Source organism: Achromobacter sp. 18P8.1.1 (assembly GCF_057799415.1).
The window spans coordinates 36,850-48,748 of the sequence record NZ_JBYOKH010000001.1 but is presented as its reverse complement, the minus strand read 5'-3'; the positions used below and the strand labels follow the sequence as shown (position 1 = coordinate 48,748).

The window sequence follows — 11,899 nt, the reverse complement described above, 5'->3', positions numbered from 1 at the left end:
CCGCGGCGGTCTGCCGGATGCCGGGGTCAGGTCGGCCGGCACGGTTATCAAGGCGATACCGGTGCCTCCGCCCCATAGGCCGCATGCAGCAATTCCATGAAGCGGGGCGCGGCGGGCAGGGCGGCCGCGCCGATCCGGTGCACCGCCACCCCCGGCGTCCACGAGTTCATGACGACGGCGCCCCGCAGGTCTCGAAGGCTTTCCTGCGTGACGGCCTGCACCCGTTGCGGCACGCCCATTCGATCCAACTGGCGCCGCACGATGCCCATGGTCGTGCCGGTCAGCATCGCCGCATCCGGCCACACGACGGCCTCGCCGTCCCAGAAAGCCAGGTTCCAGATGGAGGCTTCGCTCAGGCGGCCTTGCCGATCCACGAACGCCGCATCATCGAAACCTTGCGCGGCGGCTTCGCGCAAGAGGTAGGTCTTGGCTACCTCGCCTACATGCTTCACCGAAGGCAGCATCCGTTCATGCGGGATCGCCGCCAACGCCAGCGGACCGTCCGGCCCGGTAGCGGGCGGGCCGGTCCGCACCAGCAGTTCCGGCTGCACCTCGGGCCCTGCCACCGTGAATTCACCGGCGGGCGAGTACACCGTGGCCACCAGCGAGACGTCCGCCGGCCCGGCCTGGATCGCCGCCCGCAGCGCCATCACGATCTGCTCGTCGGGCAAGGCTTGCCCGTACATCCCGATCGATGCCGCGCGCAGCCGTGCCAAATGCAAGTCCAGCCCGCGCACCCGCCCGCCCCGCACCTGCATGGCGGTGAAGTGGGCGTAGCCGGCAAACGCCAAGGGCGTCAGATCCTGCAAGGTGGCCGGCTGGCCATTGCGGTGCGTGACGAAGGAAGCGGGCGGAGAGGTCGGCATGGAGAAGCTCCTGGAACGGGTTGATCATCAAGGAGTTCTACTATCCGCAATTGAATCCCCCGGGGGAAACGAGTAATTTTCATCTGATCATTAAATTTGGCTTGAAGATCATGAATCGACTGCTGCCCGGCACGCGCGCCCTTCGAACCTTTGAAGCCGCCGCCCGCCACCTGAACTTCACGCGGGCCGCCGACGAGGTCGGGCTGACGCCTGCCGCCGTCAGCTACCAGATCAAAGAGATCGAGGACCAGCTGGATGTCGTGCTGTTTACCCGCAGCAGCCGCAGCATCCAGTTGACGCCGGCGGGCGCGATCCTGTTCGAAGCGGCAGCCGATGCGCTGCAAACGCTGCAGCGCGCGGCTGCCAAAGCCAGGCGCGTGAGCCGCGGATCCGAACATCTGCGCCTGTCGGTGGGCGCGCGCTTTGCCACCAACTGGCTGCTGCCCCGGCTGCCGCAGTTTCGTGCCGCGCATTCTGGGCTGGAATTGACGTTCGACATCAGCGACGAGGTGCGGGATTTTGACGCTGACGATGTCGACGTCGCGATCCGTTTCGGCGCGGGAAAGTACGACGGGGCGATTGCGCATCGCCTGTTCCATACCGAGGTGGTTCCCGTATGCAGCCCGGCGCTGCTGCGGGCCGGCCCGCCGTTGAAGACACCGCGCGACTTGTTTGCACACACGCTTTGCTACGTGGACTGCAAACCGGGCGGCGTGGTGTGGCCGAATTGGCCGATGTGGATGGCGGCAGCCGGCATCGATGGCTTTGACGACAGCCGTAGCGTCGCCTTCACCGAATCCAGCCACGTGGTGCAGGCCGTGATCGATGGCGGGGCGGTGGGGCTGGTGGAGTGGGAGCTCGTGGATCGGAACGTGCAGGCGGGCCGCCTGGTCCGGCTGTTCGACGTGGGTGTGCGGGTGGCGCCGGAGTACGCCTATTACCTGGTGCATCCGGCGGGCGCGGCGGCCGATTCCCGCGTGCAGGCGTTTCGGGATTGGATGCTTTCGGCCCTGGGGGAGTCAGCGCTGCAATAGCGTCGTAGGGGCGTGCTATCCATCCGATTGGGTTCATGAATAGAACAGTTTGTTCCGACCCCAAACCCCGGATTTTTGACGGGAATGGGTTTTCCGGTCACAGGCCTGCCGGTAGAATCGCCTCGCATACCACCCCTCTATCTACTGGTCGAAAGGTTATATTCTTATGAGCAACGCTTATCTCGACGCCCTCAAGAAGCGCCGCACCCAATATTCGCTGGGCCGCAACCTGTCGGCCTCCAAAGAGGAACTGGCAACGCTGATCCAAGACGCGATCAAGCACAGCCCCTCGTCGTTCAATTCGCAAAGCTCGCGCGCCGTCATCCTGTTTGGCGCCGAAAGCATCAAGCTGTGGGATCTGGCCATCGAAGCCGTGCGCAAGGTTGCGCCCGCCGAAGGCTTTGATAAGACCGAAGCCAAGCTCAAGAGCTTTGCCGCCGGCGTGGGCACGGTGCTGTTCTTTGAAGACCAGGACGTCGTGCGCAGCCTGCAAGAAAAGTTTGCCCTGTACGCCGACAACTTCCCGGTGTGGTCGGAACAAGCGGGCGGCATGGCCCAACTGTCGGTCTGGACCGCGTTGGCCAACGCCGGCGTCGGCGCCAGCCTGCAGCACTACAACCCGTTGATCGACGGCGTCGTGGCCAGCGAATGGAAGATCCCGGCATCGTGGAAGCTGCGCGCGCAAATGCCGTTCGGCTCGAACGAAAACGGCTTCGGCGACAAGGGTTTCATGGACGACGCCGAACGTTTCCGCGTGGTCGGCTGATCGGATTATCTCGGGCGCTGACTGGCGCTCGATATCATCCACGAATTCCAACCCGCATTTCCCGAACAGGGGAATGCGGGTTTTCTTTTTTTTACGGGATGCGACCAAGCGGCAGGCGCCACAAAACCCGCGCGATACGCAGTGCATAATGGCGGCTGACTGGCCCCCACCCGTTCCAGGGACGGGGCTGCAAATACTGCCGCATCAATAAGCGCGCGATTCGAGGAGATTGCTGTTGGATCCAATACTCGCCGGACTGTCGACTTCCCTGCCTCAGGCCAAATCGGTCGAGCAATTGACCCGCCCGTTGCTGGACATGCTGGGCAGCGTGACAGGATTGGAATCCACCTACCTCACCTCGATCGATCTGAAGGACGATCTGCAGCACGTGCGCTTTGCGCGCAACGTGGGCGATCTGCAGATTCCCGAAGGCTTGTCGGTCCCGTGGTCGGACACCTTGTGCAAGCGCGCGCTGGAAGAAGGCCGCATGTGCACCAGCGACGTCTCCCAATGCTGGCCCGATTCCGACGCCGCCCGCCAATTGGGCATCCAGACGTATGTCAGCGCGCCCGTGCGCACCGATGAAGGCATGCTGCTGGGCACGTTGTGCGCGGCCAGCGCGCAACAGCACCAGATCGCTCCGCAGGCCGAAACCGTGTTGAAGCTGTTTTCCAACGTGATCGCCAACTTCCTGGAGCGCGAGCTGTTGATGGAGCAACTGCACGCCGCCAACGTCCGCCTGATGTCCTACGCGCTGACTGATCCGCTGACGGGGCTGCCCAACCGCCGCGCGCTGTACGAAGAGCTTGAACGTCTGGAAAAGCGTGCCTTGCGCGAAGGCGGCAGCGTGCTGGTGGGCGTGATCGACCTGGATGGGTTCAAGGGCATCAACGACACGTACGGCCACCAGCAGGGCGACGTGTTCCTGCAGGAAATCTCGCGCCGCCTGGCCGGCACGCTGCGCACGTCGGACATGCTGGGCCGCATCGGCGGCGACGAATTCGTGCTGATCGGCCCCGGCCCCGCCATCGAACGCGGCAATACGGGCCCCGGGGGCGAAGCCCTGCGCGGCGAAGCCGAAGACGCGGCCCGTTCGCTGGAGGAACGCGCGACGGCGGCCACCATCGGCCGGTATCAGTTGGGCGACGCGGTGGTGCCCTACGAGGGAGCAAGCGTGGGCGTGGTGGCGGTGGACCCGCGGGGACTGGACGCCGAGGCGGCGGTTCGCCTGGCCGATGCGCGCATGTACGAGATCAAACGGGCGCGCAAAGGGGCGCGGACCATACATTGACCGCTAGTGCACGAACGCCAGCGGGTTATACCAGCTCGGCATTCTGTGCTTGTTTTTCCAACAAAGATGGGGTGTCCAGCTCTTGCCAATGATCGCCATTCCCGGAAATCAAAAATCCGCGGATGGAGGCCCTGCGTATTGACGTTTGGACCTGTGAGGAGCTCGCGCGGGGAGCTCCAAGTAGATGAATGAGCAGTACTCCAGAATCGGTGCAACCGGCTCGTTGATAGAGTTCGCGCAGTTGGTTGACGCGGCTCTCGACGTGATGTGTTTCGTTCTGATAGGGCAGGGAAGTGAAAACCATCACTCGATATTTGGTCCGAATAAGCATTAGCTTGAGATAGTCTTCGACCACATTTCTCATCACACCCAATGCGGAGGATGCGCTGACACCTCCAAGTTCTGACTCTACCGCCAGAAATACTCTCATGGGCCTTGATGCGATCTGAAGTCGAGTCGAGGCCTCGTTCCCGCCGTCGGCTGGCAGCACCATCTTTTTTGGATCAAAGGTGGTGACGAGGATATCGGCAATGTACTCGCTGGTTGCTCGTCCCTCAGGGTCCCTGTATCCGCAGAGTACCTGATGCGTATTCGAATACGTGACACGGAAGAACTTCTTGATTTTTTGCGTAATTTCTTGAGTGCTGACGTGCCTTTCCTCAGATACGTTTGCCACAAAGGACTCGAAAAGTTCTCGATAGAAGATATTGGGTGATATATCGGTCGTCGACATAATGACAGTCTGAATATGTTGGGGCTTGTATCCTTTAACGGCCGCGATAAGGAGATATAAACCGCGATTCGCTTGATCTCCAGCCACCTGATGCGCTGTACTTCAGAAATCAAGTTATCCAGAGATGTCATGTGTTCAAACATCTTCCCCCCTTTTAAATCCCCTAGAACCTGGAGCGTTCCATGCAGACCAACGAACTCCACCGCGGCCGCCTGATTGATCACATCCAGCTGGTCGTCCGCGATCTACCCGCCAGCCAGGCCTTCTATCAGGCCGTCTTAGATGCCCTGAAGGTGCCGATGGGCGGCACGGGCGACGGCTATTTCTGGGCCGATGAACTGTTCGTGTCCACCGCGGACAGCGAGGCGGCGCAAGGCCAGCTGACGGGGCGCCACCATCTGGCGTTCCAGGCGCAAGACCAGGCGATGGTCGACGCGTTTCATCAAGCGGCGCTGGCCCATGGCGGCAAGGACAACGGTGCGCCCGGATTCCGCAACTACCATCCCGGCTATTACGGGGCGTTCGTGCTGGATCCGGACGGCAACAACATTGAAGCCGTGTTCCACGGCGAAGCCCAGCGCAGCGCGCCCTCGGTCAAAGTCACTTTCTGACGGCCAACTCGCCCCGGTGGCATGCGCCAAGGGGCGAAGACTGATAAATTTGCGCCTCTCAGGGATGCAAGAGGGGGCGCGATGCCCCCGCAGCCCAGGCCGGGAAACGCCAGTTTCTCTACTTGCGATAGAACAGAACCGATGCTGAAAAGAAAACTAACGGCTTTTGGAATGGGCATGGCGCTGTCGCTGGGCGCCATTGCCGCCGCTTCGGCGCAGGCCCAGGCGCCCGCGCAGCCGCAGCCGGCCGAAGAGGCCGAGCGCTATGGCCCGTTCGTCTTTTTCCCCAGCGCGCCCAACTTGCTGATCTATCACACCGGCGTCGGCGCCAACGACATGCTGCACCTGAAAAAGGCGTTGCGCGAGCATCCCACCATCGGCACCCTGATCCTGCAGAACAATGGCGGCGGACTGGTGCATATTGGCCTGGTCGTGGCCGAAGAGGTCTACGAGCGCGGGCTGAATACGTTCATTCCGAAAGACAGCTATTGCGCGTCGGCGTGCGCGTTCGTGTTCTTTGCCGGCCGCCAGCGCCTGGCTGAAGGCCGCCTGGGCGTGCACCAGATCTCTGCCCCGGAAATGACGGGCGAGCAGGCCCAGTTCGGTGTTTCGGACATTGTCGCGACGCTGCCGAAATATGGCGTGTCGGCGGACGTGCTGGGCATCATGTTCAGCACGCCGTCCAAAGAGATGTATTTCTTCAAGCCGCAGGAAATCGCCAAGTACGGCATCAACCGCACGGGGCAGACGCAAGTCGCGCAAAATAGCGCGCCGCGTGCGGCCACGGGCGGCAGTCAGATCAATGCATCGGCTACCGCATCGGCGCCGGTGTCGCCGCCTTCGCCGCCTGTGCAGGCGCCGGCGCGGACCGCGCACCCTGCACCGGCCCCGGTCGCCAACCCGTATATGGAAAAGGAAACGGCGCCTGCGGCCCCTTCCGACGAGCAACGGGCCATCAATGCCGCAGCGCTGATGATCCAGACGGGCGCCGGTCCGAACGAAGAAGCGATGAATTTTACGCGCGAGTTCTATGCGGACACGGTCGACTATTTCAAGAAGAAGCGTCCCAAGTCCGAGATTCTGGCGGACAAGAAGGCATATTTCGCCCGTTGGCCGATTCGCCGCTTCGTGGTGGACCAAAGTTCGCTGAAGGCGAACTGCAAAGACCAGATGTGCCTGGTCATGGGCATCTACGACTACACCGTATCCAGCCCGGCACGCGGCAAGACCGCTTCGGGCACGTCGAACTTCACCTATGTGCTGGACCTGCGCAACCGCTACCGCATTGTGATGGAAGACAGCGAAGTCATCAGCCGTTAAGCCGACCCGGCTGGCCTTTGGAATAGAGAGACGTCATGCAATCCGGATTCCCCGCAGTAAGGTCTTTGCTTTTTGCTGGACTGTTCGTAGCGTCGGCGCCCGCCCTGGCGATCAATTGTGCGAAGGCCGGCACGGCCGTCGAAAAACTGATCTGCGCGGACAAGCAAACGGTGGCGGCCGATGCCGAGTTGAACCGAGCCTATCAAGCGATCCTGAAGCAGGCGCCCGACGCCGAGATCCGCACCATGCTGGTGGACAGCCAGAAGCGCTGGATCCATGCGCGCGACAAGGCGCTGGACCATTTGATCTCGGACCCTGATGCGCTGGCCGATGACAAGACCGTGGGTGAGGTCGCACGGGATCTGATCGGCAGCCGTGCGGCGCAGTTCAAGGAAACCCGGAAGGGATCGTCCACGCCGGAAATCATCGACCGCGCGGTGCAGCAAAGGCAGTTCCAGGCGCAATTCACCGGCGGCGAGTTCGCCGGCTACTGGACGTCTTGCGATGTGTTTCCCAACGATTATGGGTATTACGGCTGCTTCGCGATTCGCCACTACCAGAACAATGACCGCATCTGCTCGGTGGACGAATCCTGGGCGTCGGGCTCCGTGTATACCAAGCGCTATGTCGCCAACGTGGTGGGTGGCAAGCCGCGTGTCATCGCGTCCTGCTCGTTCAGCAGTTCGGACGAGGCCTGCGCCAACGTCGGGGACACCCCGGCGAAATGGAACCGGCAACCGGAACAGCCGGAATATGTCTATGCGTCCGAACCGCTGCCCAAAATCGACGGCGAGATCGACGGGTCGGATGACTATGAATGGGCGAAAGCCTGCCTGACGGATCCCGCGTTTCCGGGCGCGCAGTAACCGCCAGGCGCCAGCGTCCTAGGCGTCTTCGAACGCCCGGGCGCGGGCCCGATCAATTCTCGGCTTTCAGGCCCAGGCGTTTGATCGTTTCGCTCCAGCGGGAATATTCCGCGGCCACATACTCCTGGCAGGCCTTCGGATCTTTGTCCATCAGCTCGGCGCCCTGGAACCGCAGGCTTTTCTGCACCTCGGGGTCCTTCAGCGATTCCTGCAGCACCTGGTCCAGCTTGGCCAGGATGGCGGGGTCGGTGCCCTTGGGCGCGATCAGGACTTGCCAGGTGCCCGCATCGAACCCCTTCAGGCCAGGCACCGCTTCGCTCAGGCTGGGCACGTCCGGCAAGCTGGCCGACCGCTTTTCCGACGTGACCGCCAGCGCCCGGGCCTGGCCGTTCTGAATGAAAGGCATGGCGCTGTTGAACGAACCGGAATACATGAAATTCACGTTGCCGCTGACCAGGTCGGTCAGGGCCGGGCCGTTGCCTTTGTAGGGCACGTGCTGGATATCCAGGCCCATTCGGTTGGCGATATCCATGGATACCAGGTGATCGATGGCGCCATTGCCCGACGACCCCTGGAAATACTTGCCGGGATTCGCTTTGACCGTGTCGTAGAACTGGGTCGCGGACTTCTGGTCCATGGCCTTGTTCGTCAGCAGGATCAGCGGCACGCTGACCGAGCAACTGGCGGTCAGGAACGCCGTCTTGGGATTCAGGTCATCGCGCCCGAACAAGGGCGGCGCCGTGGTGATCGAAGAGGTGCCGTACAGCAGCGTGTAGCCATCGGGCTTGGCGCGCATCAATTCCGCGGTGCCGATATTGCCGCCCGCGCCCGGCTTGTTTTCGATGATGATGGGCACGTTCAGTTTCTGCGACACGGTCTTGAACAAGACTCGGCCTATCGCGTCGGTGGGGCCTCCCGGCGCAAAGCCGATGATCAGCGTGATGGGTTTGTTGGGATAGCCGTCGGCCGCGTGGGCAACACCCGCCATGCCCAGGATGGCAACGGCGGCAAGCGTGCCTGTGACTCGTTGAATGTTCATGATGTCTCCTCTGCTTTTTTTCTAAGGATGTAACGTCGTCGATCTGCAAGCGGTGGACCTACAGCCACTGCGCCGGATGTGCACCGTTTGGCGCCGGGGGCAGCACCCAGGCCGCGCGCGTCCGCGAAAACTGCGCCACGGGCGGAAACTGTTCCAGCACGCCATAGGCGGATTCGCGCCGTTCCAGGAGGGGTTTGAGTTCCAGCGCGAAATGGCGCCGCGGCTGCGTGGGATCGAAGTCGTTCAACAGCCCCAGGTCCTGCACCCACATCGAGGTGCGGGCCAACGACACCTTGACGTGGTAGCTGCCGCCTTCTTGCGCGCGGCGTATCAGCGCCTGCATGACGCCGGTGGCGCCCAGATATCCCGTCAGGTAATCATTCAACAAGTAGGGCGGCACGACGCGGGGTTTGCCCTTGCCGCCTTCGCGCACCGAAATGCCGCTGACGGTCTGCCCCAGTTGCTCGAAGCCTCCGCGTTGCCCCCACGGCCCCTCGTCGCCAAATGCGGTGACGGTGACATAGATCACGCCGGGCCGGATCGCGGCGGCGTCTTGCGGACCCAGGCCGCGGTTGCGCATGCTGCCCGGCCGCCACGATTGCACGACCACATCGGCACCCGCGATCAGGTCGCGCGCCGCCTGCAAGCCTGTCGGCGCATCGAAATCCAGGAAGGCCGAGCGTTTGCCGATGTTCGTGTCCACGGTTTGACGAAACGGGTCCTGCATGGCGGGCGAGGTGATGCGCAGGACATCGGCGCCGTGCTCGGCCAGCGAACGCGCCACGACCGGCCCCGCAATGACATGGCCCAGATCCAGCACGCGCAGCGCATCCAGGGGTCGGACGTTTGCGCGAGCAGGTTCCGGTTCGCTGTCGGCGATCTTGATGACTTCAACCGCCGGCAGGTCGGCCAGCAGCCGGCCCTGGGGATGGCTTAGCCACGCGTCTTGCGAACGCGCATAGACGCCCGGCAGCTTGCGTTCGGCAAATGCCGTTTCCAGATCGTCGCCGTTCCAACGCGAAATGGCCTTGGCCAGCGCCGCGTTGGTGTTCGCGCAGTCCAGCACCTCCAGCACGCCGTCGCGCAAATGCGGGTAGGAGCCGATAGGGAAGAACCAGCGGTCGTCGGCGGTTTGATAGAAATCGGCCTTCAGTTCCGTCAGCAGCGACAAGGCCGGCAGCGAAAACCCGCTTTGCGTTTGAAAGTGCCCGGGATTCAACGAGCTGGCCGCCTGCATCCAGTCGATGGCCACGGTCTGGTGCTGGGCGGTGGCCATGTGATGCCAGCGTTCTATCGCCAACGCGTACGCGCCGATGGCGCTGGCGGCGGCTACGGTCAATTTATGCGGGGAATCGAATCGCGGACTGACGCCATGGAAGCGCAGGCGGTGTTCGGGGGATTCTTGCTGGGTCCAATCGCGGCCCAGCAGCGCGGCGATGGCGCCATAGGCATCTTGGGCCTGGATGTTTGTCTCGCTCATTGTTTTTCCGGAACGGGCGGTATGAAGGAAACCCAGTCTAGAAGCGCATATTTTTCGTGTCCAACATATAATTCAATGCTCTGTAAGACAATAATTATCTTTATGTTGAACAGCCGATTACTGCGCCAATTCATTGCCGTGGCCGAAGAGCTGCATTACGGCCGCGCGGCCTTGCGTGTCGGGATCGCGCAATCGCCGTTAAGCCAGGCCATCCAGAAGCTGGAATCGCACGTGGGTACGCCTCTGTTCGTGCGCAATAAGCGCAGCGTGGCGCTTACTCCGGCGGGCGCGGTATTCCTTGAAGAGGCCTATCAATGGCTGCGATATGAACGCGTAGCCGTCGAACGCGCCCAACACGCAGCCGGCGGCGACATCGGCCAGTTGTCCCTGGGGTATATCGGCAGCGCCGGGTATGGCTTCATGCCGGACCTGATCGGCCAGTTCCGGCGCGACTATCCCCAGGTCAAGCTGCGGGTGTTCGAAATGACCACGCGCGACCAGCTGGAACGCATCAAGGGGCGATACCTGGACGTGGGCATGTTGCGCACGCCGCTGGCCGACGACGAAGCCCTGCTTGCGTCGATGCGCTACCAGCACGACCGCTTGATGTGCGCGTTGCCGCACACGCACCGGCTGGCAAAGCGCAAGTCTGTCGCGCTGAAGGAGCTGGCACACGAATCGTTCGTGGCCTTTACGCGCCAGCACGTGCCGGCCGCGCACGCGCAATTGATTTCCGCGTGCGCCACGGCCGGCTTCTATCCGCAGATCGACCAGGAAAGCGCGCAGATCGGCAGCGTGATCTGCCTGGTTGCGGCAGGATTGTCCGTGGCGCTGATTCCCAGCAATCTGCAGTCTTTGATTCATCCGAAAGTCAGCTATGTGCCGCTGTCGGACACGACCGAATTCCTGAAGCAGGAAGTCGGCCTGGCCTGGCGCCGCGACGACGCGAATCCGGCGCTGGCGTCGTTCCTGCAAGTGGCGACGCGCTTGTCGGTCAGTCCGTCTTCCAGCCCCACTTCTTGAAGATGGCCTTGCCGTCGGCCGACGCCAGATAATCCACAAAGGCCTGCGCCTGCGGGTTGTTCTTGCCCTGCCGGGTCACCACGGCACCGGCGTCGCGATAGATGCGGTAGGGTTCTTCGATTTCCACCACGCTGGCCAGCGTGGGGTTCGATACCTGCCAGATGTTCCAGATCAACCACGCGTCGATGCTTTGATCTTCGGTCCATTGGGTACGCGCCATGGCGCTGTTGGCGGCTTCGGGCAGGACCAGATTGGCGCGAAATGCGCGCACGGTGCCGATATCGCCCAGGCGGCCGGCCACGTCTTCCCACAGGCCGGTCTGCCCCGCGCCGGATACGGCCATGACCTTGATGCCCGGTTTGAGCAAGTCCTTAAAGCCGCTGATGCCCTTGGGGTTGCCGGGGCGCACCAGGATGGCCGACGGGCGCAGGTACAGCGTGCGGGCATCGCGCAGGTCGAACACGCCGGGCAGGGCGGTGGCGAAGCTGCTCATCATGTTTTCAGCGCCGCTGAACAGCACGTCGGCATCCTGCTTGGCCTTGTCGGCCCACGCCGGCGTGGGGCCGGCAGTGACGTTGACGGTGATGCCGTGGGTCTTGCCGAAAGCCGCGGCGGCTTCTTTCATGGCAGGCGCGGGGCCGCCGGGGCCGTACACATTCAGGTCTTGCGCGGCCCATGCGGAGGTGGCGGCCAAAGAGGCCAGGACCACCATGCCGCTGGCGAACGTTCTGAACGACTTCATATCCTTCACCCTCATTCAAGTGTCTTCGATCGGCGCCGAAACACGGCGTGCCAATACGATTGACGCTCACGCACACGCGAATATTCCGCTTGTAATGACTGTTACCCGGCGTCGCCATTCGATACGGC

Annotated in this window: 12 protein-coding genes; 7 read left to right on the top strand and 5 right to left on the bottom strand. The window is 62.6% G+C overall.

The annotated features are described in order from the left end of the window. Positions 1–47 precede the first annotated feature (47 nt). Positions 48–866 (bottom strand): aminotransferase class IV family protein, encoded by an 819-nt coding sequence (locus tag AC27VE_RS00215; RefSeq protein WP_488702772.1) that lies wholly within the window; start codon positions 864–866, stop codon positions 48–50. Between the two features lie 110 nt (positions 867–976). Between AC27VE_RS00215 and AC27VE_RS00210 the strand changes: the two genes are divergently transcribed. The 3 genes from AC27VE_RS00210 to AC27VE_RS00200 all read left to right on the top strand — a co-directional run bounded on the left by AC27VE_RS00210 (position 977) and on the right by AC27VE_RS00200 (position 3,957). Beyond that, complete coding sequence (locus AC27VE_RS00210; protein ID WP_488702771.1) at positions 977–1,900, top strand: LysR substrate-binding domain-containing protein; 924 nt, start codon at positions 977–979, stop codon at positions 1,898–1,900. A 166-nt stretch (positions 1,901–2,066) separates the two neighbouring features. Further along, positions 2,067–2,666, top strand: a complete 600-nt coding sequence (locus tag AC27VE_RS00205) for a nitroreductase family protein (RefSeq protein ID WP_006223672.1) — start codon at positions 2,067–2,069, stop codon at positions 2,664–2,666. Positions 2,667–2,901: 235 nt separating this feature from the next. Beyond that, positions 2,902–3,957, top strand: coding sequence for a sensor domain-containing diguanylate cyclase (locus AC27VE_RS00200; RefSeq protein ID WP_081534071.1), 1,056 nt, complete (start codon positions 2,902–2,904; stop codon positions 3,955–3,957). Positions 3,958–3,982: 25 nt separating this feature from the next. Here AC27VE_RS00200 and AC27VE_RS00195 read toward each other — a convergent pair whose 3' ends face one another. After that, entirely contained in the window at positions 3,983–4,690 is a 708-nt protein-coding gene (locus AC27VE_RS00195) for a hypothetical protein (RefSeq protein WP_488702770.1), read from the bottom strand. A 182-nt stretch (positions 4,691–4,872) separates the two neighbouring features. On the opposite strand from AC27VE_RS00195, the gene AC27VE_RS00190 reads away from it, so the two are divergent. The 3 genes from AC27VE_RS00190 (at position 4,873) to AC27VE_RS00180 (ending at position 7,487) form a co-directional block, all read left to right on the top strand. Beyond that, positions 4,873–5,301, top strand: a complete 429-nt coding sequence (locus AC27VE_RS00190) for a VOC family protein (RefSeq protein WP_488702769.1) — start codon at positions 4,873–4,875, stop codon at positions 5,299–5,301. 177 nt (positions 5,302–5,478) lie between these two features. Next, the gene (locus AC27VE_RS00185) at positions 5,479–6,621 is read left to right on the top strand and encodes a COG3904 family protein (RefSeq protein WP_424626733.1); all 1,143 of its coding nucleotides are present in this window, start codon (positions 5,479–5,481) and stop codon (positions 6,619–6,621) included. A gap of 65 nt (positions 6,622–6,686) precedes the next feature. After that, on the top strand, positions 6,687–7,487 hold the full coding sequence (locus tag AC27VE_RS00180; protein WP_488702768.1) for a lysozyme inhibitor LprI family protein: 801 nt from the start codon (positions 6,687–6,689) through the stop codon (positions 7,485–7,487). 52 nt (positions 7,488–7,539) lie between these two features. Here the strand turns inward: AC27VE_RS00180 and AC27VE_RS00175 are convergent, their stop codons facing one another. Together AC27VE_RS00175 and AC27VE_RS00170 are read right to left on the bottom strand one after the other, a co-directional pair. Continuing rightward, positions 7,540–8,526, bottom strand: coding sequence for a Bug family tripartite tricarboxylate transporter substrate binding protein (locus AC27VE_RS00175; protein WP_488702767.1), 987 nt, complete (start codon positions 8,524–8,526; stop codon positions 7,540–7,542). Between the two features lie 58 nt (positions 8,527–8,584). Next, the gene (locus AC27VE_RS00170) at positions 8,585–10,006 is read right to left on the bottom strand and encodes a CoA transferase (RefSeq protein ID WP_488702766.1); all 1,422 of its coding nucleotides are present in this window, start codon (positions 10,004–10,006) and stop codon (positions 8,585–8,587) included. Between the two features lie 102 nt (positions 10,007–10,108). Here AC27VE_RS00170 and AC27VE_RS00165 point away from each other — a divergent pair, with 102 nt between their 5' ends. Continuing rightward, on the top strand, positions 10,109–11,029 hold the full coding sequence (locus AC27VE_RS00165) for a LysR family transcriptional regulator (protein ID WP_488702765.1): 921 nt from the start codon (positions 10,109–10,111) through the stop codon (positions 11,027–11,029). Here the strand turns inward: AC27VE_RS00165 and AC27VE_RS00160 are convergent. Beyond that, positions 11,001–11,771, bottom strand: coding sequence for an extracellular solute-binding protein (locus tag AC27VE_RS00160; RefSeq protein WP_167390020.1), 771 nt, complete (start codon positions 11,769–11,771; stop codon positions 11,001–11,003). The two genes, AC27VE_RS00165 and AC27VE_RS00160, sit on opposite strands and share 29 nt — an antisense overlap. Positions 11,772–11,899 lie beyond the last annotated feature (128 nt).